General features: G+C 67.2%; 25 protein-coding genes. 14 read left to right on the top strand and 11 right to left on the bottom strand.

From position 1 onward, the window contains the following. Positions 1-24: 24 nt before the first annotated feature. The gene (locus tag AC1DCZ_RS12340) at positions 25-1,014 is read right to left on the bottom strand and encodes an aminodeoxychorismate lyase (RefSeq protein WP_476974840.1); all 990 of its coding nucleotides are present in this window, start codon (positions 1,012-1,014) and stop codon (positions 25-27) included. 94 nt (positions 1,015-1,108) lie between these two features. Here AC1DCZ_RS12340 and cls point away from each other — a divergent pair, with 94 nt between their 5' ends. After that, a complete protein-coding gene (gene cls, locus AC1DCZ_RS12335) occupies positions 1,109-2,584 on the top strand; it encodes a cardiolipin synthase (RefSeq protein WP_476974839.1) in 1,476 nt (491 codons plus the stop codon). A gap of 34 nt (positions 2,585-2,618) precedes the next feature. Here cls and AC1DCZ_RS12330 read toward each other — a convergent pair whose 3' ends face one another. The 3 genes from AC1DCZ_RS12330 to AC1DCZ_RS12320 form a co-directional block, all read right to left on the bottom strand. Then, on the bottom strand, positions 2,619-4,724 hold the full coding sequence (locus tag AC1DCZ_RS12330) for a chorismate-binding protein (protein WP_476974838.1): 2,106 nt from the start codon (positions 4,722-4,724) through the stop codon (positions 2,619-2,621). Beyond that, on the bottom strand, positions 4,721-5,281 hold the full coding sequence (locus AC1DCZ_RS12325) for a low molecular weight protein-tyrosine-phosphatase (protein WP_476974837.1): 561 nt from the start codon (positions 5,279-5,281) through the stop codon (positions 4,721-4,723). Before AC1DCZ_RS12325 ends, AC1DCZ_RS12330 begins: the two co-directional genes overlap by 4 nt. 135 nt (positions 5,282-5,416) lie before the next feature. After that, positions 5,417-5,896 carry a MarR family winged helix-turn-helix transcriptional regulator gene (locus AC1DCZ_RS12320; protein WP_476974836.1) on the bottom strand — a complete coding sequence of 160 codons (480 nt, stop codon included), beginning with the start codon at positions 5,894-5,896 and terminating at the stop codon, positions 5,417-5,419. A 121-nt stretch (positions 5,897-6,017) separates the two neighbouring features. Here AC1DCZ_RS12320 and AC1DCZ_RS12315 point away from each other — a divergent pair, with 121 nt between their 5' ends. The 6 genes from AC1DCZ_RS12315 (at position 6,018) to AC1DCZ_RS12290 (ending at position 12,728) form a co-directional block, all read left to right on the top strand. Beyond that, complete coding sequence (locus tag AC1DCZ_RS12315) at positions 6,018-6,995, top strand: SDR family oxidoreductase (protein ID WP_476974835.1); 978 nt, start codon at positions 6,018-6,020, stop codon at positions 6,993-6,995. A gap of 2 nt (positions 6,996-6,997) precedes the next feature. Next, positions 6,998-7,891 carry an amidohydrolase family protein gene (locus AC1DCZ_RS12310; RefSeq protein WP_476974834.1) on the top strand — a complete coding sequence of 298 codons (894 nt, stop codon included), beginning with the start codon at positions 6,998-7,000 and terminating at the stop codon, positions 7,889-7,891. Positions 7,892-7,898: 7 nt separating this feature from the next. After that, entirely contained in the window at positions 7,899-9,134 is a 1,236-nt protein-coding gene (locus AC1DCZ_RS12305; RefSeq protein WP_476974833.1) for an acyl-CoA dehydrogenase family protein, read from the top strand. An 89-nt stretch (positions 9,135-9,223) separates the two neighbouring features. Continuing rightward, positions 9,224-9,679, top strand: a complete 456-nt coding sequence (locus AC1DCZ_RS12300; protein ID WP_476974832.1) for a MaoC family dehydratase — start codon at positions 9,224-9,226, stop codon at positions 9,677-9,679. A 63-nt stretch (positions 9,680-9,742) separates the two neighbouring features. Continuing rightward, positions 9,743-11,089: an MFS transporter gene (locus AC1DCZ_RS12295; protein WP_476974831.1), complete on the top strand. Its 1,347-nt coding sequence runs from the start codon at positions 9,743-9,745 to the stop codon at positions 11,087-11,089. A 43-nt stretch (positions 11,090-11,132) separates the two neighbouring features. Next, positions 11,133-12,728: an acyl-CoA synthetase gene (locus AC1DCZ_RS12290; protein WP_476974830.1), complete on the top strand. Its 1,596-nt coding sequence runs from the start codon at positions 11,133-11,135 to the stop codon at positions 12,726-12,728. Between the two features lie 21 nt (positions 12,729-12,749). On the opposite strand, the gene AC1DCZ_RS12285 is transcribed toward AC1DCZ_RS12290, so the two are convergent. From AC1DCZ_RS12285 to AC1DCZ_RS12260, 6 genes are all read right to left on the bottom strand, one after another. Continuing rightward, positions 12,750-13,052: a DUF4193 domain-containing protein gene (locus AC1DCZ_RS12285; protein WP_476895935.1), complete on the bottom strand. Its 303-nt coding sequence runs from the start codon at positions 13,050-13,052 to the stop codon at positions 12,750-12,752. Between the two features lie 76 nt (positions 13,053-13,128). Next, entirely contained in the window at positions 13,129-13,752 is a 624-nt protein-coding gene (locus AC1DCZ_RS12280) for a LysE family transporter (RefSeq protein WP_476974829.1), read from the bottom strand. Positions 13,753-13,842: 90 nt separating this feature from the next. Continuing rightward, positions 13,843-14,394, bottom strand: a complete 552-nt coding sequence (locus AC1DCZ_RS12275) for a dihydrofolate reductase family protein (protein ID WP_476974828.1) — start codon at positions 14,392-14,394, stop codon at positions 13,843-13,845. 152 nt (positions 14,395-14,546) lie between these two features. Beyond that, positions 14,547-15,038: a hypothetical protein gene (locus tag AC1DCZ_RS12270; RefSeq protein WP_476974827.1), complete on the bottom strand. Its 492-nt coding sequence runs from the start codon at positions 15,036-15,038 to the stop codon at positions 14,547-14,549. A 164-nt stretch (positions 15,039-15,202) separates the two neighbouring features. After that, complete coding sequence (locus AC1DCZ_RS12265) at positions 15,203-15,562, bottom strand: YciI family protein (RefSeq protein ID WP_476974826.1); 360 nt, start codon at positions 15,560-15,562, stop codon at positions 15,203-15,205. Between the two features lie 66 nt (positions 15,563-15,628). After that, the gene (locus tag AC1DCZ_RS12260; RefSeq protein ID WP_476974825.1) at positions 15,629-16,444 is read right to left on the bottom strand and encodes a methyltransferase domain-containing protein; all 816 of its coding nucleotides are present in this window, start codon (positions 16,442-16,444) and stop codon (positions 15,629-15,631) included. A 109-nt stretch (positions 16,445-16,553) separates the two neighbouring features. Between AC1DCZ_RS12260 and AC1DCZ_RS12255 the strand changes: the two genes are divergently transcribed. After that, entirely contained in the window at positions 16,554-17,957 is a 1,404-nt protein-coding gene (locus tag AC1DCZ_RS12255; protein WP_476974824.1) for an APC family permease, read from the top strand. On the opposite strand, the gene AC1DCZ_RS12250 is transcribed toward AC1DCZ_RS12255, so the two are convergent. Further along, on the bottom strand, positions 17,899-18,414 hold the full coding sequence (locus tag AC1DCZ_RS12250; RefSeq protein WP_476895942.1) for a MarR family winged helix-turn-helix transcriptional regulator: 516 nt from the start codon (positions 18,412-18,414) through the stop codon (positions 17,899-17,901). The genes AC1DCZ_RS12255 and AC1DCZ_RS12250 overlap by 59 nt on opposite strands. Positions 18,415-18,670: 256 nt before the next feature. Between AC1DCZ_RS12250 and AC1DCZ_RS12245 the strand changes: the two genes are divergently transcribed. The 6 genes from AC1DCZ_RS12245 to AC1DCZ_RS12220 all read left to right on the top strand — a co-directional run bounded on the left by AC1DCZ_RS12245 (position 18,671) and on the right by AC1DCZ_RS12220 (position 25,885). Continuing rightward, positions 18,671-20,878, top strand: a complete 2,208-nt coding sequence (locus AC1DCZ_RS12245) for an MMPL family transporter (RefSeq protein ID WP_476974823.1) — start codon at positions 18,671-18,673, stop codon at positions 20,876-20,878. A 191-nt stretch (positions 20,879-21,069) separates the two neighbouring features. Further along, on the top strand, positions 21,070-21,537 hold the full coding sequence (locus AC1DCZ_RS12240; protein ID WP_476974822.1) for a hypothetical protein: 468 nt from the start codon (positions 21,070-21,072) through the stop codon (positions 21,535-21,537). A gap of 261 nt (positions 21,538-21,798) precedes the next feature. Further along, complete coding sequence (dnaK, locus tag AC1DCZ_RS12235) at positions 21,799-23,667, top strand: molecular chaperone DnaK (protein ID WP_476974821.1); 1,869 nt, start codon at positions 21,799-21,801, stop codon at positions 23,665-23,667. 2 nt (positions 23,668-23,669) lie between these two features. Beyond that, positions 23,670-24,329 (top strand): nucleotide exchange factor GrpE, encoded by a 660-nt coding sequence (locus AC1DCZ_RS12230; RefSeq protein ID WP_476974820.1) that lies wholly within the window; start codon positions 23,670-23,672, stop codon positions 24,327-24,329. 140 nt (positions 24,330-24,469) lie between these two features. Beyond that, a complete protein-coding gene (locus tag AC1DCZ_RS12225) occupies positions 24,470-25,447 on the top strand; it encodes a DnaJ C-terminal domain-containing protein (protein WP_476974819.1) in 978 nt (325 codons plus the stop codon). Between the two features lie 15 nt (positions 25,448-25,462). Continuing rightward, a complete protein-coding gene (locus tag AC1DCZ_RS12220) occupies positions 25,463-25,885 on the top strand; it encodes a heat shock protein transcriptional repressor HspR (RefSeq protein ID WP_476974818.1) in 423 nt (140 codons plus the stop codon). Positions 25,886-26,010 lie beyond the last annotated feature (125 nt).

Raw genomic sequence — 26,010 nt, 5'->3', positions numbered from 1 at the left:
TTGGGGCGGGGGTGGATGCCGGCGTTATTGGACCGTGGCGAAGAGCGCGTCGAGCTCCGCCGTCAGCTGCTTGCGCAGCGCCGGGGTGCCGATTTCCTGGCCGTCGATGTGATTGACGGGCGCCAGGAGCCGGATGCTTGAGATCAGCCACACGGCGTCGGCGTCCATCAGATCCTTTGGTTCCAGGGGTCCGTAGCCCAGTTCCCAGCCGGCTGCCTTGGCTGCCGTGAACAAGGCACCCTGGGACGTTCCCGGCAGGATGCCGCTGTCCAGCTGGGGTGTGATGAGCCTCCGGACCGTGCGGACGCCGCCGGCGCCGTCGTCGGAGGTTTCCAGATGCGCCAGCAGCACGGTCGACGTCGGGCCCTCCAGGACCCGTCCGTCCGAGGAGGTGAAGATGACGTCGTCGGCGCCGTGCTTGTGGGCGTATCGCAGGGCCGCCATGTTCACGGCATAGGAGAGCGTCTTGGCGCCGAGCAGGAGCCACGGGGCGCGCTCGCCGATGTCGCTGTCGTAGCCGCGGTCCAGCAGGATCACATCGATCCCGGTCTCCCGCTGGCGCCTGCCGGCAGCCGGGGGCGGGGATGCCTGGACCCAGCAGGTGGGCGCCGACGCGCCCTCGACCCCGCGGCTGGCCAGCAGCTTCACGACGACTTCATCCGTGCCCGCTTCTGTGTTCGCTTCCATGCCGACGACGTCGACCGTGGCGGGATCGTGCTGGTTCCGGTACTCACGGATCGCGGTGTCGATCGCGCGCCGCCATGCGTCCTCGGCCGGAATGTCCAGGTCCAGGAGCCGGGCCGAGCCGGCCAGACGGTTCAGGTGGGCCTGGATCTTGCGGGGATGGCCGCCGACGGCCAGCAGGGACTCGAACACGCCGTCGCCGCGGGTAGCACCTTGGTCCGTGGCCATCAGCTGTGGCGTGGAGGCGTCGACAATGCGGCCGTTCTCGAACTCGGAATCCAGGAAGACCAACACCGTGGCGGGCACGGGAACAGCGGCAGGAGAAGTCATGGCTACAGCTTAGTGCGGCCGATGCCGGGATAGGATTTGCAGGTTGCCCGTTCCGGAACTGTTCCGCGGGTCTGTAGCTTTGAGGGGTTCGCCTGTGCTGTGGCCGTTTCCGCTGACCGGGATATTCCCGTCCTGGGTGATTCTGATCCTGACCCTGATCGACCTCGTCATCCGTGTGCTGGCACTGGGCATCATCCCCGGCAACCGCCGGCCCACCACCGCCATGGCCTGGCTCCTGGGGATCTTCTTCGTGCCGTCCGTGGGCCTGGTGCTGTTCCTGCTCTTCGGCAATTTCCGCCTCTCGCGCAAGCGCAGGGCCCAGCAGGACGCCGTGAACAAGCGGGTCCGCGCAGGCACGTCCCAGCTGTCCGCCGTCGAAAGCGACTATGACGGACCCGAGTGGGTGGGCTCCGCTGCCGAACTGAACAAGACCCTCGGGTCCCTGCCGATGGTGGACGGCAACAGCGTGGAGCTGCTGCCGGGCTACCCGGATTCCGTCAAGGCCATGGCCGCGGCTGTCCGCGAAGCCAAGACCTTCGTCAACGCCGAGTTCTACATCATGAGCACGGACCACATCACCGATGACCTGTTTACTGCCCTCGAGGACGCTGCCGAGCGCGGCGTGGAAGTCCGGATCCTTTTCGACCACCTCGGCACGCTGCGCATCAAGGGGTACCGCAAACTCATTGCCCGGCTCAAGGCCAGCAAGATCCGCTGGCGGCCCATGCTGCCGCTGAACCCCGTCCACGGACAGTGGCGCCGGCCGGACCTGCGCAACCACCGCAAGATCATGGTGATCGACGGCGAGGTTGCCTTCACCGGCTCGCAGAACCTGATCGAACCGTCCTACAACAACCCCAGGCACCGCAAGGTGGGCCGGGAGTGGGTGGAGCTCATGGCCTGCCTGCGCGGGCCGATCGTCACCACGCTCAACGTCGTCTTCGCGACCGACTGGCTTAGCGAAACCGACGAATCCCTTGAGGACCAGCTGGCGCACCGGCCGGAGTCCCACGCCGGCAACGTCACCGCCCAGGTTGTACCCAGCGGTCCCGGCTTCATCACCGAGAACAACCTGCGGCTCTTCAACACGCTGATCTATTCGGCACAGCACAAGATCTCGATCTGCAGCCCGTATTTCGTCCCGGACGACTCCCTGCTTTACGCCGTGACGACGGCAGCGCAACGGGGCGTCGACGTCGAACTCTTCGTCTCGGAGAAGGGCGACCAGTTCCTGGTCCACCACGCGCAGCAGTCCTACTACGAGGCGCTGCTTGAGGCCGGGGTGCGGATCTACCTTTACAAGGCGCCGTTCGTCCTGCACGCCAAGCACTTCACGATCGACGACGAGGTTGCCGTGCTGGGTTCGAGCAACATGGACATGCGGTCCTTCTCGCTGAACCTGGAGGTCTCGGTGATGCTCCTGGGCGAGGACATCGTGAAGAGGATCCGGTCTGTGGAGAACACCTACCGCGACATCTCGCATGAACTCGTGCTCGCGGACTGGACGAAGCGGCCAATGCGGATCAAGTACGTGGACAATGTCGCGAGACTCACGGCCACGCTGCAGTAACCCCGGCGCAGCGGCCGGGTCCCAGGGTACGGCCTCAGCCTTGAGGGAAGTCGGCGCCGAGCGCTGAGAGGATGCCGAAGGCCTTGGTCCGGACTTCCTCGTACTCCTCTTCAGGGGATGAGTCCGCCGTGATGGCGCCCCCGACGCCGAGGCTCAGCGCCGCCGTGGCGCCGTCCTCGGCGTTGATCACCAGGGTCCTGATTGCGACGGCGAGATCGGTGGCTCCGTTGAGCGAGAAGTAGCCGATCGCGCCCGAGTACACGCCCCGGGGGGCGGCTTCGAGCCGGTCCAGGATGGCCATGGTGCTGACCTTCGGGGCGCCCGTCATGGACCCGGCGGGGAAGCAGGCAGCGACGGCCTCGGCGCGCGGCAGGCCCGGCCGCAGCCGGGCATCGATCGTGCTGACCATCTGATGGACGCTCGCGTAGCTTTCGATCGCGCAGAGCCGGCTCACGGCCACAGAACCCGGCACGGCGAAGTGGCTGAGGTCATTGCGGAGCAGGTCAACGATCATGATGTTCTCCGCGCGGTCCTTGGGCGAAGACTCGAGCTCCTGCCGGAGCGCGGCGTCCCTGCCGGGCTCCGCGTCCCGGCCCCGGGTGCCCTTGATCGGCTCGGCCCGCATTGCGCCGTCAGCCGCGATCCGCAGGAAGCGCTCCGGGGAGGTGCTTGCCACGGTGAGGTCCCCGAATTTCAGGTAGCTGGCAAAAGGGGCCGGATTCCTGCGCCGGAGCGCCAGGTACGTCTGCCACGGGTCCAGGCCGACCGCGCCGGCAGCGCTGGACGCCGTCGGGGCGGTCAGCGGGACTGCCGCGGACAGCGCAGTGGTGAGGCAGACCTCGTAGGTGTTTCCCTCGGCAATCTCGAGCTGGGATTCGGCGATCTTGGCTTTGTAGCCGGCTTCCGTGTCCCGGGCGGTGAACTGAAGACCTGCACCGCCGGGCAGCACGACGCCGCCGCCCCGGCTTTCGGCCGTCCCCGCCAGGGGTGATGGGCCCGCCGCGTTCGCTGCTGCTACCGCGGCGCCGGCGGCCTGGAGCCAATCGTCGGCGTCAGGCGTGTCCAGGGCCAGCAGCCACGCAGTGCGCTCCACATGGTCCAGGACCACTGCGCGGCCGGCAAAAATCAGGCAGGCATCGGGCGTGAGGGCCGGGACGTCGCTGCCGCCCGTCTCACGTTTGAGCTCGTAGCCGAGATATCCCAGCCAGCCCAGGGCGAACTCGCAAGGGTAGCCCTCGGGGGTGCGGACGGCCCGGCGTCCCCAGACGCCGTCGAGCCAGCGGAAAAACCCTCCCTCAGTTGTCAGCGTGGAATTGCCGACGCTCACGCAGGTCTTGCCCGAACTGTGCCGGACCGCCTGGCCGAAGGCGCCGCCGTCGTCCGCCAGAACGCTGAAGCGGCTGCGCTCGGCGCCCGCGGGGGCGAGGCCGGCCACGTCCAAAGACGAGTCAAGCCACACGGCGTTGGCCGAGCCGCCGAAGAGCGCCTCGAACAACACGGCGGCATCCGGTGCGGCATTGATCCGCTCGGCCCGCAGCTGCAGCCCGCGGCGGGCTGCGAGCTCGGGCACGAGCGCGGGTGCCAGCGCGGGAAGATACTGGAGGGACTGCAGGACGTCCTCCGGGGCCGTGCCGTCCGCGAGGTTGAGCACGTGGACGTCGGCATGGGCCGGCACGTCATCGGCCGCCAGCCACTCCTGCTCCTGCGCCGCCCACTGCTCCCAGTACGGTTCGTAGGTGGCACCATCCCGCGCCATCGCCCGGGTGCGCCGGTCGGGGTCAGGCGACTCGGCCCAGATCACGGCGTCCAGCAGGGGCCGGGCTGCCTCGGCGGCTGCTCCGACGCCTTCCACGAGGACTATCTCGGCCGGCCGGGTGATGCGGGTTTCGCCGTCGTAGTGCTTGTCCCAGTCCCAGCTGACCCATTCCGCGGGTTCCCCGCGCCGTAGCGGCGAAAGGACCGTGGAGACGTAGCGCTCGATGCCCGCGGCGAGTCCGTTCCAGCCGGGATAGATGTCCTCAAGGTGGAAGAGGGAGACTTTGTGGTGTTCCCGGAGCCGCGCCGCCAGTTCGATGGCTAGGGTGGTCTTACCTGTTCCGGACCGCCCGTCGATGGCGATGATGACAGGTGCGGGGCTCATGAAATAGAGCGTACCCGCTGCCCTGCGTCACCGTGGTGTTGGCGGCCTGTCTCCTCCAAGTGCGCGCGGACATGCTGCACGATCCCGGGAATCGACGACCGGATGAGGTTCCAGGTGGTCTCGAAGTCGGTGTGGCCGCCGTACCAGGGATCCTCTATGCCCTGGTCCAGGGGGTCCTTGCCGGTAACGGCCGGATCGAAGCTGCGCAGCATCCGGATCTTCGCCAGGGACTCGCGGTCCGGCGCCGCCTGCCGCAACCAGCCATAGTGGTCCACATCCAGGGCCAGGATGAGCTCGCGGGCCAGGAACCATTCCGGCCGCCATGCGCGCGCCACGTGGCGGTCTGAGGGAATGCTGTGGACCATGAGCTTGCGGGCGGCGCGCGGATCGATTGGACGGCCGGCCTCATAGGCGGTGGTGCCGGCCGAATCCACCACGACTTCCGCGAGGCCCTCGGTCCGGAATGCCTCCGCCAGCATCAGCTCGGCCATCGGAGACCGGCAGATGTTTCCGGTGCAGACCGCGATGATCCGGTACTGGCTCGACAGTGAGGTCATAGCTAAGCATGAAGGATGCGGATGCCTCTTGGCTAGCAGACCGTCCGTGATATTACAACATTAGTCACGTAGACTTTACCGGCGTGTCACAACCGGGGAACCGGGAAGGCCCCGGGCCCTCGCTGGATCCCGGCGTCAGGCGCCCGAACCCCAGAGCGCCTTGCGCAGCAGGCCCTTCAGGTCCTCGGCCTCACCGGCGCTGAGGGCGCCCAGGGCGGCGGCCTCCGCATCCCGCGCGGCGGCCCCGGCCAGCCGGTAGAGCTCCGCGCCGTCTTTGGTGGCAGTGACGGTCTTGGCCCGCCTGTCCTGCCGCCCGGGAGCGCGGAGCACCAGGCGCCGCTTCTCAAGTTCGTCGACCAGGGCCACGATCTGGCTGGGGTCCAGGCTCAGGAATTCGGCGATCTCCCGCTGCGTCGGCTCAAGCCCGCTGTTGGCCAGGGCCAGCACGGAATAGGAACGCTCCTTCAGGCCGAATTCGGCCAGGGCGCGGTTGTTGAGCACTGAGCCGAAGGCGTGCAGCTTGGCCAGCAGGAAACCCGCATCCTGGCTGATCGAGGCCGCAATAAGCTTGGCTGCCGGCTCGATGGCGCGCTCGTCCCGTGTTTCAACCGACATGCCCAGCTCCAATGGTCCCAAAAATAAATCGTTGACTTTTTCAACTATCCATAATTACATGGATACAGAACAGCATCCCACGCCGCGGGGCAGGATGCATCCGGCTAGCAAAGGAGCAGCGATGAGCCTGTCAGGCAAAGTAGCGATCGTCACGGGAAGCGGACGCGGGCTTGGACTCGCTTACGCGAGGGAACTGGCCCGCCAGGGCGCCGCCGTCGTCATCAACGACGTCGACGCCGACGTGGCCGCCGAAGCGGTCCGGACAGTGGAGGCCGACGGCGGCCGGGCCGCCGCCGTCGTCGCGCCCGTGGGCAGCTCGGAGGTCGCCCGCCAGCTTGTACAGGCAGCCATCGAGGAGTTCGGCCGGCTGGACATCCTGGTCACCAACGCCGGCATCCTGCGGGACAAGAGCCTGCTGAAGATGACGGATGAGGACTTCGACGCCGTCATCAACGTCCACCTGCGCGGCACCTTCACCTGCGTCCGCGAGGCGTATGCCTACTTCAAGGAAAACGGCATCGCCGGCCGCATCATCACGATCGGCTCCCCGACCGGCCAGCGCGGCAACTTCGGCCAGACCAACTACGCCGCTGCGAAGGCCGGGATCGTGGGCATGGTCCGGACCTGGGCGCTGGAAATGAAGAAGGCCGGTGTCACCGCCAACGCCGTCATCCCCGTCGCCGCCACCGCGATGACCAAGACGGTCCCGTACTTCCAGAAGGCCGTCGAGGCTGACGAGAGCGGCCGGCCAATGCCGGCCTTCTTCCGCCATGAACTCGGCTTCGGCACGGCCGGCGACGTTGCCGGGCTGGTGGCCTTCCTCGCCTCCGACGCGGCGGCCGGCGTCACCGGCCAGGCCATCGGCGCCGGCGGCGACAGGCTGCAGCTCTGGACCCACCCCGAAGCGGCCGCCACCGAATACCGCGACGGCGGCTGGGCCTACCAGGACCTCGTGGAAAACTTCGGTGCGCTCTTCGGCGGCAAGCTCCAAACCGTCGGCGAGGACTTCCTGCCCCTGCCGGAGGACCTGCAGCCGGCAGCGGCACAGCCGGCAGCGGCACAGCCCGGGGCCGCCGCCGCGCCGGCGAAGGTCGGCTAGCCATGCCGGCGCAGCGCTATGAACTCGGCATTGATGCCGCCAAAATCGACGCCATCGACATGCACGTCCACCTTGAGGTGGACGGCCACGGCCACGGGTCTTTGCCTGCGGCCCTCACCGAGGCCTCCGCGAAGTACTTCAAAGCCGAGGACCGCTCGCCGTCACTGGACCGCATCGCCGAGTTATACCGCGGATTGAACATGGCCGCCGTCGTCTTCACCGTCGACGCCCGGACCCAGCTCAAGCACGAGCCCAACAGCATTCCCGACCTTATCGCCGGGGCGGCGCGGCACAACGACGTCCTGATTCCTTTCGGCAGCGTGGACCCCCGCACCGGCGCCGACGCCATCCAGGGCGCCAAGCACCAGGCGATCGACCTCGGCGCCCGCGGCTTCAAGTTCCACCCGAGCCTGCAGGGCTTCGACCCCTCCAACGAGCAGTTCTACCCGCTGTGGGAAGTCCTCCAGGAACTGGGCCTGCCGGCCATCTTCCACACGGGCCAGAACGGCATGGGTGCCGGGCTCCCCGGTGGATACGGCATCAAGCTGGCTTACTCCAACCCGCTCCTGCTCGACGCCGTGGCCGCGGACTTCCCGGAACTGCAGATCATCATGGCCCACCCCTCGGTGCCGTGGCAGGACGAGGCCAACTCGATCGCCACGCACAAGTCCAACGTGTTCATCGACCTCTCCGGCTGGTCCCCGAAATACTTTCCCGAGTCGCTCGTGAAGATGGCCAACTCGGTCCTGCAGGACAAGGTGCTGTTCGGCACCGACTTCCCGCTGATCACCCCGCAGAAATGGTTGGGCGCCTTCGCGGACCTGCCGCTCAAGGACGAGGTCCGGCCCAAGATCCTCAAGGACAACGCCGTGCGCCTGCTCGGACTGGGTGGTTGAGGTGAGCGTGCGCGCAGCCACGGCCGTTCCCGCCGCACAGGAGCGCCTGTACAGCGTCTGCGACTACTATGATGCCGAGTCCCTTCTCACCGGCGGGGAACTCAGGGTGTTGGGGCGGCTGCGGGACTTCCTGGACAGGCAGGCCCGTCCGCTCCTGGCCGACTACTGGGAACGCGGTGAGTTCCCCTACGAGCTCGCCAGGCCCCTGATCGACCTGGACCTGATGGAACCTGCCGAACTGACGGGCGCCCCCGGTGCAGAGCGAACACCTGCCCGGGGGATCTACCAGGGCTTCCGGGTGTTCGAACTCGCCCGCACCGACGCCTCGCTCGCCACCTTCTACACCGCGCAGGCCGGACTCTTCCGGACCGCCATCCGGGTGGGAGCCTCTGCCGAGCAGCAGGAGGAGTGGATGCCGAAAGTCATCGACTTCTCCCTCAAGGGCGTCTTCTCCCTCACCGAGCCGGAGTCCGGCTCGGACATCGCCGGCGGTCTCTCCACGACTGCCCGGCGTGAGTCCAGCCCGGGCGGCGACACCTGGGTCCTGGACGGCGCCAAGCGCTGGATCGGCGGCGCGGCAACGGCTGACGTCCTGGCCGTCTTCGCCCGGGATGTTGCCGACGGGCAGGTCAAGGCCTTCCTCGTGGACCGCGAGGCTTCCGGGGTCACGCTGGAGAAGATCCATGGCAAGACCGCGCTGCGGATGATGCAAAACGCGCATATTACCCTCGAGGGCGTGCGGGTTCCCGAGTCGATGCGACTGCACAACGTGGACTCGTTCCGGGACGTCGCCGCGATGCTGAGGGCCATGCGCTCGGACGTTGCCTGGATCGCCACCGGCATCGCAGCCGGGGCGTTCGAGGCGGCCCTGCGCTACGTCATGGAACGCCGGCAGTTCGGCCGCCCGCTGGCGTCCTTCCAGCTGGTCCAGGAAAAGCTCGCCCGGATGCTGGGAAACGTCACTTCGGCACTGTCCCTCGTGGTCCGGCTGACGGAGCAGCAGGCCAAGGGGGTCTACCGGGACCAGGACTCGGCCCTGGCCAAGATGCAAACGTCCCTGCTGATGCGCGAAACTGTGGCGCTGGCGCGCGAAGTCGTCGGTGGCAACGGCATCACCCTCGAGACCGATGTCGCCCGGTTCCACGCCGACGCGGAAGCCGTCTACTCCTACGAAGGCACCCACGAAATCAACGCCCTGATTATCGGGCGGGCGCTGACCGGCGAAAGCGCCTTCACCCGCTGACCCGCGGTCTTTGCACTGGCCTCCGGCACCGCCGTCGGACGGTTCCCTAGCCCCCAGCCCTACCCCACCCAGCCCTACAGGAGGCCACCATGCCTAATCTCGTCGTCGACTTCGACAAACTGCTTACCCTCGCCGGCACCGACCTCGGCGTCACCGACTACCGCGAAATCACCCAGGAACAGATCAACAAGTTCGCCGACGCCACGGGGGATGGCCAGTGGATCCACGTGGACCCGGAACGGGCCAAGAACGGGCCGTTCGGCGCCCCGATCGCCCACGGGTTCCTCACCCTCTCGCTCATCATCCCGTTCTGGGGCGAGTTGTTCGACGTCGACGGCGTCACCACCAAGGTGAACTACGGCCTGGACAAGGTCCGCTTCACCTCCCCGGTCAAGGTGGGCGCGCGCATCCGCATGCAGTCCACCATCACCGAGGTCACCGAGGTCAAGGGCGGCGCCCAGATCAAAGTGGCCAACACGATCGAAATCGAGGGCCAGGAGCGCCCGGCCGTCGTCGCCGAATTCCTCGCCCGCTTCTACAAATAGGCCGCTCCAGAGGCCGCGTCCCGCAGTCCATCCGTCCCCTTCCCTCTGTTCAAAGGAACAACCATGTCCGGACTCACCCAGCTCCAGGCCCTGGGCACGGCCGAGCGGCGCAAAGAAGCGCGCACGGTCATTGCCTCCAGCTACCTGGGCAGCACCATCGAGTACTACGACTTCCTGCTGTACGCCACCGCCGCGGCCGTGGTCTTCCCCAAGGTGTTCTTCTCCGGCCTGGACGATTGGGTGGGGGTCGTGGCCGCCTACGGGACGTTCGCGGCCGGTTACGTGGCCCGGCCCCTCGGCGGCGTCATCTTCGGCCACTTCGGCGACAAGGTCGGCCGCAAGGGCATGCTGATCGTGTCCATGCTGGTCATGGGCATCGCTTCGACCCTGATCGGGCTGGTGCCGGACGCCTCGGTGGCCGGCCCCTGGGGCGCCGTGCTGCTCGTGGTCCTCCGTGTCCTCCAGGGTATTGCCGTGGGCGGTGAGTGGGGCGGGGCCGCCCTGATGGCGCTGGAACACTCGGAATCCGGGAAGCGGGGATTCGCGGCGTCGTTCGTCAATGCCGGCGCCCCCACCGGTGCCGTGCTCGGCACCCTCGTCATGGGTGCTTTCTCCGCGCTGCCCAACGCACAGTTCCTCGCCTGGGGCTGGCGCGTGCCGTTCCTGCTGTCCTTCGTCCTGCTGGGCGTGGGCATGTTCGTCCGGCTCAAGGTCTCCGAAAGCCCGATCTTCAAAGCGGCCCTTGAACAAGAGAAAGCCGAGCAGGAGGACCAGGCCGCCGCGGGCAAGCCTGTGCTGCCGCTGCTTCAGGTCCTCCGCCGGCCCAAGACCCTGGTCTTCACCATGCTGGCCGGGGCGGCCGGCTTCGCGCTCCAGGTTGTCCTGGCCACGTTCTCCGTGACCTATGCGGTCTCCAAGGGGGCCGACCGCCAGGGCGTGCTGTACGCGTTCGCGGCAGCCTCGTTTGTATCCATCGCCTTTGTGATCATGGGCGGCAGGCTCTCGGACAAACTGGGCAGGCGGCCCGTGATGATCGGCGGCCTCGTGCTCTTCATCATCTACCTCGTGCCGATGTTCCAGCTCCTGTCCTCGAACAACATCGCGCTGATCTTCGTCGCCTTCGCCGTGGGACTCATGATCCACTCGACTCTGTTCGGGCCGCTGGCTGCCTTCGTCTCCGAGCAGTTCGGCACCACCTCGCGGTACACCGGCGCGTCGCTCGGCTACCAGCTGGCAACCCTCCTGGGGGCAGGCTTCACCCCGGGCATCGTCGCGCAGATCTTCAAGGACTCCGGGCAGAACACCGCCTCGGTGGTCTGGTACCTCGTCACCATGTCCGTAGTTTCCATCGTCTTCATCCTCCTGACGCGGGAACCGAAAAACAACGATCTTCAAGCCGTCCGGCCCTGACCGTGCCCGCAGGCACTACCGTCTACCTTAGAAAGGATCCGCCGTGGAAAATTTTGGCATCGGCTCGTGGCTCCAACGGCGCCGCCCGAAGTCGGGCACCAAGACGGCCATCATCAACGGAACCCGTGAGCTCAGCTACGAACAGCTGGCGGAGCGCTCCGCCAGGCTCGCCAATGCCCTCCGGGACCGCGGTGTGGCTGCGGGGGACCGGGTGGCCTACCTGGGTGACAACGATCCCTCATTCCTGGAAACCCTCTTTGCGGCAGGGCTGGCGGGGGCCGTCTTCGTCCCGCTCAATACCCGGCTGGCGCCGCCCGAAGTGCAGTTCCAGCTGCGGGACAGCGGCGCTTCCGTGCTGGTTCATTCGGCGAGCCTCGCTGACCTCGCCGAGCGCGGCGCCGTAGACACCGCGGTCGTGCGGCGGATCGTCGTCGACGATTCCCGGGACGGCGATCGTGCGCCGGGCGGGGTGCACGACGGCGGCACGCCGACTCCCGCCGGGAGCCCGGCGCCGGAGGGCTTCGAGGACGTTGTTGCCTCCGGGACGGCGCTGCCCCTGGACGAACCGGTGGGGCTGGATGACGGCGCCATGATCCTCTACACCTCGGGAACCACGGGAAACCCGAAGGGGGCCCTGCTGACCCACGGGAACATCACGTGGAACTGCATCAACGTGCTGGTCGATTTCGATTTCGCCTCCACGGATGTGGCATTGATGATCTCCCCAATGTTCCATGTGGCATCCCTGGACATGGGTGTCCTCCCCACGCTGCTCAAAGGCGGGACCGTCGTCCTGGAGCCGAAGTTCGATCCACAACGGACCCTGCAGCTGATCGAACAGCACCGCGCGACAACCATCAGCGGGGTTCCCACCACCTACCAGATGCTGTGCGAACACCCGGCCTGGGCCGCCACGGACCTCAGCTCTCTGAACAAGCTCACGTGCGGAGGATCCGCCGTTCCCCTCCGGGTCCTGGAAGCGTACGAACGGCGCGGTTTGCGTTTCTCCAACGGCTACGGCATGACCGAGACGGCGCCCGGCGCCACCACCCTGCCAGCCGCGCGGTCCCGCGACAAGGCCGGATCCTCGGGGCTGCCGCACTTCTTCACGGATGTCCGGGTGGGCGACCCCGCCGACCCGGCAGCAGGTCCGGCGGCGCCGGGAACGGTGGGGGAGATCCAGATCAAGGGGCCCAACGTCATCCGCGAATACTGGAACCGGCCCGGGGCCGCCGCCGATTCCTGCACGCACGACGGATGGTTCAAGTCCGGTGACATGGGCTACAAGGACGGGGACGGATTTGTGTTCATCTCCGACCGGCTCAAGGACATGATCATCTCCGGCGGCGAGAACATCTATCCGGCGGAGGTGGAGCAGGCCATCACCGAGCTCGACGCCGTCGGCAGCGTGGCCGTGATCGGGGTGCCGGATGAAAAGTGGGGCGAAGTCCCGCGGGCTGTGGTGCTCCTCCGGGAGGGGGCGCAGCTGACTGAAGAGCAGCTGCGGACCCATCTGGACGGCAGGCTGGCGCGCTACAAGATCCCCAAGTCGGTGGTGTTCGTGGACGAGATGCCGCGGACGGCCAGCGGCAAGATCCGTAAGTCGGACCTCCGGGCCCTGAAGCCCGGCCGCGTCTGACGACGGGAATCCGCGGGCGCCTTAGCCTTCACAGTCAACGCAGTAGGCGTGACCGTTTTTTTCGAGCGCGATCTGGGACCGGTGCCGGACCAGGAAGCACGAGTAGCAGGTGAATTCGTCCTCCGCCTGGGGGATCACCTGGACGATCAGTTCCTCGGCCACAAACTCTCCGCCCGGGACAGCGGCCTCGTCAAACGCGTCGGCTTCATCCAGTTCGCGGACGACGCTGCGGGCATCCGGGGCGTTCGCGGATTGCAGGGCCTCCAGGGAACGGTCCTGGGATTCCTTGACATCGGATCGTACTTCGTCGTAATCGGTTGCCACTTAGGTCATTCCCTTTTCTTTGACATTCTTCTCTGACGGCAATGCAACGTACACCATGGCTCCAAGGTTCCCGGCCTCAGTGGATCAGCGCCAGCAGGACGCCGACCGCCACGAACAGGACGCCGAACGTCCGGTTCAGGATCAACTGTCCGCGGGCATCGTGGGTGAAACGCTGGAAGGATTTGGCCGCAGCGGCGAAGAAAAACCACATCACCAGGATGTCGATGACCACCACGGTGGCTGACAGGACCAGGTACTGGGGAAGCAGCGGATTCCCGGGCCTGATGAACTGGGGCATGAACGCCAGGAAGAAGACGATTGCCTTCGGGTTGAGCAGGTTGACCCACAACCCGCGGCGGAACATGGAGAATGCCGGCTCATTGCGCAGAGCAGCGGCCTTCTCCTGGTCCAGATCCGGCTTATGCAGGAACTGCCGGATGCCGAGGTAAACCAGGTACGCGGCCCCGGCGTAGCGGATGACGTTGAAGGCCACCGGGGAGCTGGCTACGAGCACCCCGACCCCCAGGGCCACGATCAGGATGTGCACGATCAGGGCCGCCTGCTGGCCCAGTATTCCCCAGATGGAACGGCGGAAGCCCGAGTTCAGCGAATTGCTCATCGTGTTAATGGCTCCTGCGCCGGGGGTGAAGCTGATCAGGACGCCGGCGCCGGCCAGGGCCAGCCAAAGGGAGGGTTGCACCAGCCAAGTTTACGGCCGCCGGCGTGGCCGGCAGGACTGGATGATGGGCTGGTTACGTTGATTGGCTGGCGTGGTTAGCTGACTGGGACGTCAGTCGCCGCGGAGGCCGTAGCTGAGGATCATGTTGCCTTTGCTGGTCTGCTGCGACTCCTGGAGCACCAGCCGGGTCAGCGGATCGCCGTCGTTGAAGAGCCGTCGGCCGCTGCCCGCGATCACGGGATGGACAATGAGCATCAAGCTGTCGAGCAGCCCCGCGAATAGCAGCTGACGGACCAGCGAGATGCTGCTGAAGACACCGATGTCGCCACCGTCGCTGTTCTTCATGTCCGCCACGAAGTCCTCCAGCGGACCGTCGATCAGGCGCGAATTCTGCCATTCCAGGTCCCCGCCCAGCGTCCGGGACGCGACAAATTTCGGCAGCGGGTTGATGAAGCCCGCGAAGTCGGCGTCCCTTTCAGCGTTCGGCCAGTACTCCGCCCACTGCTGGTACCCGACACGGCCCAGGAGCCCGGCATCGATCCGGCCCATCATCTCGCCCATCCCGGCGCCAAGTTCCTCGTCGAAACTGTCGAACTGCCAGAGGAACGGGTCTTCAACCACGCCATCCACGGAGCAGAAAAGACCGGCCGTCACTTTGCGCATGGGGTTCTCCTTAGTCGGGCGTCCTTCGAGCACCCTATCGGCTGTGCGGAAGCCAGGGAATGGCTGAGCGCCACGAATGGAGGCTTCGCCCGGACAACGGCTGCGCCCCGGACAACGGCTGCGCCCCGTTGTCCGGGGTGGTCCGCCCAGGGTCAGCCGTTGGAGGTGGCGCCGCCCGTGGCGTCGTCCGCGTCGGCATCGCCGGGGCCGCCATGGCCTCCGCCGGGGCCGCCCTGGCCCTGGTCCTGGGTTTCGGTGATGGTGAAGTTCGCATCAAACAGCACGGTGGCGTGGGTGCCGTCCGCCTTGGTGATGTGGGCTTCGTAGGTGGCGCCGTCGGCATCGGTTTCCATCCGTTCGATCGTCGCGCCCGGCTGGGCGGCCTTGACGGCAGCCTCGACCTTCGCGGCGGTGTCGCCGGTGAGGAGTTCTTCCGTCTTGCCGTTGGCCTGGTGCGGTCCGCGCGGGGCTCCGGTTCCGCCGCCGGGCGTCCCGTAGCCGTTGTCGTAGCCGCTGGCCGCGGTAGACGTCGAACTGCCCGTGGTGTCGGCTGCCATCGCCGGCAGTGCTGAGGCGCCGATGGCGCCGCCGCCGATGACTGCAGCGAGCATGATGCCCGCGGTGGTCTTGTTGATCTTAGCCATGGTGTTGCTCCTTCGCTGGGGCCCGGGAATCCGGGCCGGCCGAGGATTCGGCCTGTTCCCAGCCTCAGCTCCGGAGTTATGCCCGCCCTTTCGCGTGCCTGTGGCGGTGCTGTGAGCCGTCCGGCGGCCCGCGGCGGGCACCCGCGCGGAGAACCGACGCCGGATTAGACCTCGGGCGGGCCGTCCGGAACTGCCCGGAGCTCCACCACCTGGGCGTATTTGACGATGCCCGAGCAGATCTCGATGGCGCGTTCCTCGCTGGCTACCTCCACCACCCAGTAGCCGATGAGCGAGTCCTTGGCCTCCGCGAACGGCCCCTCGGTGGTGACCGCGCCGTGGTCGGTCTGCCTGACCAGCTTCGCGGTGCTGCCGTCAGCCAGACCGGCGTTGAACACCAGCTCGCCGGAGTCGCGCAGATCCTTGTCGATCCGGATCATGTAGCCGATCATCTCCTTGACCCACGCAGGATCGGAGGAGCCCATCATGGCCTCGGACGAGCCAAACATCATGATCATGTATTTCATGTCGAACTCCTTGCGAAGTGGTTATGGTCCGGAAGAACCCATGGAACGGCATGTGTCCGGGTGGCTTCACGCGCGGGCGATCACCTCGCCGTTGGGGATCAGGAACCAGCCGTCGCCCGTGGAGCCCCACCGGTGCCAGCCCGCGGAGATCCGGGCGAGGTCCGCCTCGCTGGCAAGGCCGTACTCGAGCGCCTGGTCCGCGAAGGCCGAATGCAGCACCCGCTCGCCCCACACCCGGGCCTGCCAGCGCCGCTGCTGGCCGGTCGCGTACAACCAGTTGCTGCTCGATGGCGCCACGTCCGTGAACCCGGCGGCCTGCACCCAGGACACGAGGCGACGGCCGGCGTCGGGCTCGGCACCGTTGCGGCGGGCGACCCGCTGGTACAGCCCCATCCATTCGTCGAGTTCCGGGATGGCGGGGTACCAGCTCATGCCGTGGAAATCGGCGTCGCGCACGGCCACGATGCCGCCGGCCTTGGCCACGCGGCGCATCTCGCGCAAAGCAGCCACCGGGTCCGTCAGATGCTGGAGGACCTGGTGCGCGTGGACGACGTCGAACGACTCGTCCCCGAAGGCGAGGTCGTAGACGTTGCCGGCAACGAATTCGACGTTTGCCACGCCGCGTTTGGCGGCAAGGGCGCCCGCCTGGGCGATCACGTCGGGCGACCGGTCCAGGCCGGTGACTTTGCCGGGGGCGACGACGTCCGCGAAGTCGCAGGTGATGCTGCCGGGCCCGCAGCCGACGTCGAGTACCGAGACCCCGGGGAGGAGGTGTGGGATGACAAACGCTGCGGAGTTCTCCGCCGTCCGGGAGGCGTGGGCCCGGACTACGGACTCGTGGTGGCCGTGGGTGTAGACATCTTCGGGCTGTTCAGCACTCATAATGGAACGCTACCCTTCCGCGCGTGGCCAGCGGAAGCAGGCAGTATTTCGCGGCTGACCGGCAGTTTTGCGGCTTCTCCCGGCGGCGGGTATGCGGATCATTAGAGGAGTGGAGATCAACAACAGCAACACCGGAGGACTCGGCCTGTTCCGGGCGACAGGCATCTACGTCGGGGCAATCCTCGGCTCAGGGGTGCTGGTCCTTCCCGCCATTGCAGCCAAGGAAGCGGGCCCGGCGTCGCTGCTTGCGTGGGCACTCCTGCTGGTTTTCTGCATCCCGGTGGCCTTCAGCTTCGCCGAAATGAGCCGCCAGCAGCCCGACGCCGGAGGAATCGCCCACTTCGTCAAGCGCGCTTTCGGCCGCCGCGCCTCGGTGGTGGCCGGCTACCTCTTCTACTTCTCGATCCCCTGCGGCGCCCCGGCGACGGCCGTGATCGGCGGCAACTACATCGCCCACGCCCTGGGCGGCGGACGGGAAACCGCGGTGCTGGCCGCGGCCGTGATCCTCCTGGCCGCCTTCGTCAGCAACGCCGTCGGGATTCGGGTGTCCAGCCGGATCCAGCTGCTGCTCATGGTCCTGCTGGTCGGGCTGCTGACGCTCGCCGTCGTCCTCGCCGCACCGCACGCGAGGGCGGAGAATTTCCAGCCCTTCGCACCGCACGGATACTGGGCCGTCGGGGATGCGGCAAGCCTGCTGTTTTTCTGCTTCGCAGGCTGGGAAGCCGTCTCGCACCTTGCGGGGGAGTTCCGCAATCCGGAGCGCGACCTCAAGCGGGCCACATGGCTGACGCTGATCGTGGTGGGCGTGGTCTACATCGGCGTCGTCGCGGCCTCGGTGGCGGTGCTCGGCCCTCAGCTGCCCGGCAGTGCAGTACCCATCGCGGACCTGCTGGAGAAGGGCCTCGGCAGCCTCGCCGCTCCAATGACCGCCGTCGCAGCGGCCGTCCTGACGTTCGGCCCCATCAATACCTTCGTGGCGGGCGCCAGCCGGCTCGGCGCCGCGCTGGCGTCCGACGGCGTGCTGCCGCGGCCACTCGCCCGGGGCTCGGCGCCCGGGCAGGTTCCGGCCGGAAGCCTGGCGACCCTGGCTGTCCTCACGGTGCTGTCCTTCGCCGCTGCAATCGTCGGGCTGACGGACATGCAGTTCCAGATCGGGGCGGCGTCGGCATGTTTCACCGCAGTGACGGCGTTCGGCCTGGCCGCCGGCATCCGGCTGCTGCGCCCTCGGACCGCCGCCTGGTACGGCGTCGTTGTGGCCGCGGCTGTAATGGTGGCGGTCCTGCTGTTCAGCGGCTGGGCGCTCCTGGTCCCGGCAGCGCTGGCGGCAGCCGCGGCCTGGGCCGGCGGGCGGTTCGCGGGCCGGGGCGCGGGCGAACGCGCTGGAAAGCCTGCGGGCACCCCCGGCAGTGCCCCAGCGGGCTCACAACCGGGATCGTCCAGCGGCGAAACGCCGGTTATTGCGAATCAGCTGGAGCCGGTGACGTCTCCTGCGACGCCTCCCGCCCAGCGCTGAGGGTGGCGTCGATCATTGAGTTCATGAACCGGGTGACAATGTCCAGCTCCGCGGGAGAGAACGCGGCCATCGCGGCACCCATGTGACGGGCCAGCGGGAGGAACATGGCACCGCCGTCGCGATAAGCCTTCGGCGTCATGCGGAGTTGAACCTGCCGGCGGTCCGTCCCCTCGCGTTCGCGGACCACATGGCCGGAGCTGTGGAGCCGGTCGATCAAGGCCGTCGTGGCGGGGGAACTGAGATTCAGCTCCGTCCTCAGCAGGCCGGGAGTGACGATCTCGCCCCGCGCAGTGTGGCGCATGATGACGGCCAGGGCGTTGAGATCGGTCCGGTGCATGTCATTTCGGCCGCCGACGGAGTCCACGTAGCGGTTTGTTTCGAGGGTGAAGTCCTGAAGGAGCCGGACCAGGGGCGGCGGCCCGGTGCCCTCCGGTCGTCCCGGTACTTCCGTTGGCACAATGAGCCTCCTTCAGGGCAGCGGCAAGGGTGGGCCGGGCCGTGGCCAGTTCGCGGCGGCGCCGTGAACTGCGCCCCCCGGAGTTTACTGCAGAGGACGCCAGACAGGTGCTGCAGGACATTCGCTGCCGTCTTTCCGGATTATTCTTCCCAGCCGTCTTTCCCGCTGAGTCTTCCCACGGGGGGTTATCTCCATAGTGGAGATAGTCTACTATGGAGAATATTCTACTCCTCCGAGGCAGCCCCCAGAAGGACCCATGAACGCCACTTCCCGCATCACCTCCCGCGTCCCGTTCTGGCTCCGCTGGCTGGTCCCCGTGCTGCTCGTTGTGACGTGGTTGGCCATCGCCGGCATCGGCGGCCCCACTTTTGGCCGCCTGGGCGAAGTCTCCTCCAACGACCAGGCGTCTTTCCTGCCCGCGGGCGCCGAAGCCACCGAAGCCCAGGACTGGCAGGCCAGGTTCCGGGATTCCAGCGAAATCCCCGCAGTCATCGTGATCGAGAGCGACTCTGCCTTCACCCCGGGGCAGCTCGGGCAGGCGGCCGCGCTCAAGGGGAAGCTGGAAGCGCTCAAGGACGTCAGCGCCGTCATCGGCCCCGTCCCGTCCCGGGATTCGAAGGCAGTACAGTTCGTGGTTCCGATCTCCTCCTCGGGCGAGGTCAAGGTTGCCGTCAAGGGGCTCCGCGATGAGGTCAGGGCCTCCGCCCCGGAGGGGATGCGGACCTTCGTGACCGGCCCGGCCGGTCTGGCGGCGGACTTCGTGGGCGCCTTCGCCGGCATCGACGGCATCTTGCTGCTCGTGGCGCTCGCGGCCGTGTTCCTAATCCTGCTGGTCGTGTACCGCTCCCTGCTGCTGCCCATCGCGGTGCTGTTCACGTCCGTGTTCGCCCTCTGTGCCGCTATCCTGCTGGTCTTCGGCATGGCCAAACTCGGCTGGATTCAGCTCAACGGCCAGAGCCAGGGCATTCTGTCCATCCTCGTGATCGGCGCCGCCACGGACTACGCCCTGCTTTTCGTGGCACGGTTCCGTGAGGCGCTCACGCACACCACCAACCGGACCGCGGCGGTGCTCACGGCGTGGAAAGCCTCCTTCGAGCCGATCCTGGCGTCCGGCGCTACGGTCATCATCGCGCTGTTGTGCCTCTTGTTCTCCGACCTCAATTCCAACCGGGCGCTTGGCCCGGTGGCGGCGGCAGGCATCCTGTGCTCCCTCTTCGCGGCATTGACCCTCCTGCCCGCCATGCTGGCGTTGCTGGGTCGCGCCGCGTTCTGGCCGTTCCGTCCGAAACTCCTCCCGGAAGCGGAGCGGGAACCTGAGTTTGTCACCGGCCTGGAAGGCCAGAAGGGGCTGTGGCGTGCAACGGGCTCCCTCGTTTCGCGCCGGCCCCGGACCGTCTGGGTGGCCTCTGCGCTCCTGCTTCTGGTGGCGTCCGCGGGAGTCCTCCAGCTCAAGGCCAACGGGGTTCCGCAGACGGATCTCATCCTCACCGCGTCCAACGCCGTCGACGGCCAGGACGCCCTGGCCCGGCACTTTGACGCCGGGTCCGGCAGCCCCGCGGTGATTGTTGCCGACCAGGCAAAGGCGCAGGACGTGCTGGACAAGGTCAAGACCAGCGGCGGCGTCGGCGGCGCCTTCCTGCTGGCAGAGGGCAGCGTCCCGATCACCGGAGCGCCCGGCGCCTCCACTGCCCCGGCGGTGCGGGACGGAAAAGTGCTCATCAACGCCACGCTGGACTTCGCGGCTGACTCCAGCGAGGCCGAGAAGGTCGTCATGTCGCTGAGGCAGGAACTGAAGACGATCGACGACGGCGCGCTGGTGGGCGGCGTGACCGCCACCGCGCTGGACACGAACACCACCGCCCAGCGTGACCTGGTGACGATCATCCCGGTCATCCTGGCCGTCATCCTCGTGATCCTCATGCTGCTGCTGCGTTCAGTGCTGGCACCGGTCCTGCTGGTGGCCTCGGTGGTCCTGTCCTACGGCGCGGCCATGGGGGTCTCGGCAGTCGTGTTCAACAACGTCTTCCATTTCCCGGGGGCCGATGCCACGGTGCCGCTGTTCGGGTTTGTCTTCCTGGTCGCCCTGGGCGTGGACTACAACATCTTCCTGATGAGCCGGGTCCGGGAGGAATCGCTGAAGCATGGCTCCAGGCCCGGCATCCTGCGCGGCTTGGGCGTTACGGGCGGTGTGATCACCTCCGCAGGGGTGGTCCTCGCCTCCACCTTTGCGGCCCTTGGCGTCATTCCCATCATGTTCCTCGTGCAGATCGCGTTTGTCGTCGCCTTCGGTGTCCTCCTGGATACCGTGCTGGTCCGCTCCCTCCTGGTCCCTGCCCTGGCCTACGACCTCGGACGGCGCATCTGGTGGCCGGCCCGCCTGGGCCGCCCGGAATCGGACGTGCCGGCGCCAGGCGGCCCGACCGCCGTCGCACCCGAGGAAACCGAGGCCGCCGCCGCCCGGTAACCATCCGGCCGGCCCGGCCCATTAGCCGGGGGATGCCGCCGCCACTTTGCCTGGTCCCCCCACCAGGACGCGGTGGCGGCGGCTGCCTCCTCGGCCCGTTCCCTGGCGCCACTGTTGCCTCGATGGCGCGCTCGATAGAATGCCCCTGCGCCCGCCCGGGCGTGCCCGGTGCTTCCTGGAAGGGTCCGTCCATGTCTGAAAACAGCATGTCTGAACACAACGAGATTGATCGTGCGGCAGCACAGAAGCAGGGTGCCGGCACGCCGGCCCCGGAGCCCGAAACCGCAGCCGCCGAAGCTTCGCGGGCTACCGAAGCCGAAGCCGCCGAAGGCCAGTACGTCGAGGGCGATTACGGTTCGGCGGGTGTCGCGGGCGAAAACCCGTCCACGGCCGTCGAAGGTGAATATCCCGCCGGGGACTACGGCCACGCCGGAGTGGCCGGAGCGTCGTCCGTCGGCGAGGAAGAGGGTGCCTACCCTGAGGGGGACTATGGAACGGCCGGAGCTGTGGGTGAGGCTGCCGCCGTCGTCGAGGAGGGCGAGTATCCCGAGGGGGACTACGGCGCTGCCGGAACAGCCGCAGCTGGCGGCGTCCGGCGGACCGGCGGTCAGGCTGCCGGGGACGCCGATCGCGACGAGGCGGCGCGCGGGGACAGCTGAACGGTGAGCCCGGCGGCCGGGTTCGCGCAGGGCGAAACCGGGGCACGGCAGGCGCCGGAAAGCCGGAAATCCGGCTGTTTGGAATCGAAGCGGAAGGCCGTTAATTCAAAGTTGAGTCCACTCGACTCAACTTTGGATTGACTTAAATCCGGGTCTGGGTAGAGTTGAGTGCAGATCGCTCAACAACGGTCGGATTAATGGGGTTGAAACCCTTGGGTCCGCAGCCTTTAAGAGATTCCCAGGAAAGTAAGGAAGCAACACATGTCACGTGCAGTAGGTATTGACCTCGGAACCACCAACTCCGTCGTCTCCGTTCTCGAAGGTGGCGAGCCCACCGTCATTGCCAACGCCGAGGGTGGCCGCACCACGCCGTCGGTCGTTGCATTCTCCAAAACCGGCGAGGTCCTGGTCGGCGAGATCGCCAAGCGCCAGGCCGTCAACAACATTGACCGCACCATTGCGTCCGTCAAGCGCCACATGGGCACTGACTGGACCGTGGCCATTGACGAGAAGAAGTACACGGCGCAGGAAATCTCCGCGCGTATCCTCATGAAGCTGAAGAACGACGCCGAGTCCTACCTGGGCGAAAAGGTCACGGACGCCGTGATCACCGTTCCGGCCTACTTCAACGACGCCCAGCGCCAGGCCACCAAGGAGGCCGGCGAAATCGCGGGCCTGAAGGTGCTGCGCATTGTCAACGAGCCCACTGCAGCCGCCCTGGCCTACGGCCTGGACAAGGGCAAGGAAGACGAACTCATCCTCGTCTTCGACCTCGGCGGCGGAACCTTCGACGTCTCCCTTCTGGAGGTAGGCAAAGACGAAGATAACTTCTCCACCATCCAGGTGCGCTCCACCGCCGGTGACAACCGCCTCGGCGGCGACGACTGGGACCAGCGTGTGGTGGACTACCTGCTGAACCAGCTCAAGGTCAAGGGCATCGACCTTTCCAAGGACAAGATCGCACTCCAGCGCCTGCGTGAGGCATCCGAGCAGGCCAAGAAGGAGCTGTCCTCCTCGTCGAGCACGAACGTCTCCCTCCAGTACCTCTCCGTCACCCCCGACGGCCCGGTCCACCTGGACGAGCAGCTGACCCGCGCCAAGTTCCAGGACCTCACCAAGGACCTGCTGGACCGCACCAAGAAGCCGTTCCACGACGTCATCCAGGAAGCCGGCATCAAGCTCTCCGAGATCGACCACATCGTGCTCGTCGGCGGCTCCACCCGCATGCCCGCCGTGTACGACCTCGTCAAGGAACTGGCCGGCGGCAAGGAGCCCAACAAGGGCGTTAACCCGGACGAGGTCGTCGCCGTTGGCGCTGCCCTGCAGGCCGGTGTCCTCAAGGGCGAGCGCAAGGACGTACTGCTGATCGACGTCACCCCGCTGTCGCTGGGCATCGAAACCAAGGGCGGCATCATGACGCACCTGATCGAGCGCAACACCGCCATCCCGACCAAGCGGTCCGAGACCTTCACCACGGCAGATGACAACCAGCCGTCCGTGGCCATCCAGGTCTTCCAGGGCGAGCGCGAGTTCACCCGCGACAACAAGCCGCTCGGCACCTTTGAACTGACCGGCATCGCCCCGGCCCCCCGTGGCGTCCCGCAGGTCGAGGTCACCTTCGACATCGACGCCAACGGCATTGTGCACGTCTCCGCGAAGGACAAGGGCACCGGCAAGGAACAGTCGATGACCATCACCGGCGGCACCGCACTCTCCAAGGATGACATCGACCGCATGGTCCGTGACGCCGAAGAGCACGCGGCAGAGGACAAGGCGCGCCGCGAGGCCACCGACACCCGCAATACGGCCGAGCAGCTCGCCTACTCCGTGGACAAGCTGATCGCCGACAACGCCGACAAGCTGCCTGAAGAGGTCAAGACCGAGGTCCAGGCCGACGTCGACGCCCTGAAGAAGGCGCTCGAAGGCACCGACGACGCGGCCGTGAAGTCCGCGTTCGAGAAGCTGCAGGCTTCCCAGACCAAGCTCGGCGAAGCCATCTACGCCCAGGCCGGTTCCCCGGACGGCGCCACCGGTGCCCAGGGTGCCCAGGCCCCAGCGGGAGAGCACGCGGAAGGTTCCGACGAGGACATCGTCGACGCCGAGATCGTTGACGAAGACGAGAAGAAGTAGCCATGCCGCATCACGGTAACGAAGAGGAGCACGGTTCGTCCGGGCACCAGGGCGACGCCGCCAACCAGGAGAACGAGCCGCAAAAGCCGGTCATCCACGACAACCGCAAGGTTGATCCGAAGACCGGCCAGGCACGCCACCCTGACCAGGAGCACGCCGAGTCCGGGGACGCACTGTCCCAGGCGGAGGACATCCTCAACAGCGTCGAGGTTCCTGCCGCGGAATCGGTGGCGCAGGGAGTCGACGCGGCAGAGGCCGAGGAACTGAAGAACGATCTCCGACGCCTTCAGGCCGAGTACGTCAACTACCGCAAGCGCGTAGAGCGCGACCGCGCCGTGGCAGGGGAGATGGCCGTTATCGGCGTCCTGAATGCCCTGCTTCCGGTGCTGGACGACGTCGACGCCGCCCGCCAGCACGGGGACCTCGCGGACGGCCCGTTCGCCGCGATCGCCGCCAAGCTGGAGAACGCGCTCAAGACGTACGGTCTGGTCCGCATCGATGAGACCGGAGTGGAGTTCGATCCCACGATCCACGAGGCCCTCATCCAGCAGCCCGGCACGGACGTTGAGGTCGATACCGTCAGCCAGGTCCTGCGCTCGGGCTACAAGTCCGGCGACCGGGTGCTCCGCGCGGCACAGGTCATCGTGGCTGTGCCGGCGTAGGTTGCGTTTGGCGCTCCGCCGGATAGGGGGCGGTGCCCGCTTCGCGGKGCTTGGTCCGCAAGGACCAAGCCACCACGCGAAGGGGCGGGGGCCCATCATCTGCGAAGCGCACTCTGCACGACTTTTGAAAGGAAACGCCATTGGCTAGCCAGGACTGGGTGGACAAGGACTTCTATAAGATCCTTGGTGTCGCCAAAGACGCTTCCGACGCCGACATCAAGAAGGCCTACCGGAAGCTCGCGCGGCAGCACCACCCGGATACCAACGCCGGGGATACCGCTTCGGAGAAGAAGTTCAAGGACATCTCCGAGGCCTATTCCGTGCTCTCGGACGCCGACGAGCGTCAGCAGTACGACGCGATCCGGGCCATGGGCGGCGGCGCCCGGTTTGCTCCCGGCGGCGGCGGCGGAACGAGCGGCGGCGCGGGATTTGAGGATCTCTTCGGCGGCCTCTTCACCGGCGGCGGCGGACGCCATTCCGGCAGCTACAGCACAGCCGGCGGCATCCCGCCCGAGTTCGCAGACCTATTCGGCGGCGGTTTCGGCGGGGGACAGTCCTTCCAGCGTGCCCCACAGAAGGGCGCGGACCGTACCGCGTCCACCACGATTTCCTTCGCGGGCTCGATCCGCGGCACCACGATCGGCCTGCGTGAACCGGACGGCGAGGTCGTTGATGTCCGCGTGCCGGCCGGCATCAAGGACGGCCAGAAGGTCCGGGTCCGCGGCAAGGGCCAGTACGGCCCGGCGGGCAACGGCGACCTCATGGTCACGGTGTCCGTGAAGCCGCACGATTTCTACGTCCGCGACGGCGACAACCTCCGGATCCATGTCCCGGTCTCCTTCCCCGAGGCAGCCCTGGGCGCGGACATCGAGGTTCCGACCATCGACGGCGACAAGGTGAAGGTCCGGGTCCCGGCCGGCACACCGTCCGGCCGTACGCTCCGCGTCAAAGGCCGCGGCGTCAAGCACGCCAAGGCCACCGGCGACCTCCTGGTGACGATCGACGTCGCTGTTCCCCGGCGCCTGAACAAGGAAGCGGAGGAGGCCGTGCAGGCCTTCGCCGCGGCCACCGCCGGTGAAGACGTCCGCGCCGAGCTGGCAGCCAAGGCACGGCTCTGAGTCCGGGGTCCTGCCATGGTCATCGACTTCGATCAGCCGATCTTCGTCATCTCCGTCGCTGCGGAGCTGGCGGACATGCACCCGCAGACGCTGCGCCAGTACGACCGGCTGGGCATCGTCTCACCCAGCCGCGCCCCCGGCAAGTCCCGGCGGTACTCGCAGCGGGATGTGAACATGCTGCGCGAGGTCCAGCGGCTCTCGCAGGCGGGTGTCTCCCTGGAGGGCATCAAGCGGATTCTCCAGCTGGAGAACCAGGTGGCTGCCCTGCAGGGCCGTGTGAGCGAGCTGACCGAGGAACTGGGCCGGCGCCGCGAACCTCTGGATGCCAGGATCTTCGCGGCCGGAACGGCCGGCGACGTCGTCAGCCTGGCCCGCGGCAAGCGGCCCCGGGCGAGGTCCCAGGCACTCGTCGTGTGGCGACCCCGCGGGACTGAGTGACGGGGTCCGCGTGCAGCGGGGACCCGTGCGGCTTGTCGTACGCCGTTTGCTTGAGTAATCGTAGACGGCGGCAAGTAGTCCGGAGTCTGAAACCCGGGTAGCTGCTTCGCGGGACGTCGCGACGG

The sequence above is a fragment of the Arthrobacter sp. 10N418 genome (genome assembly GCF_056394725.1).
The sequence above is the reverse complement of the archived record's forward strand: the minus strand, read 5'-3'. Positions and strand labels throughout refer to the sequence as shown.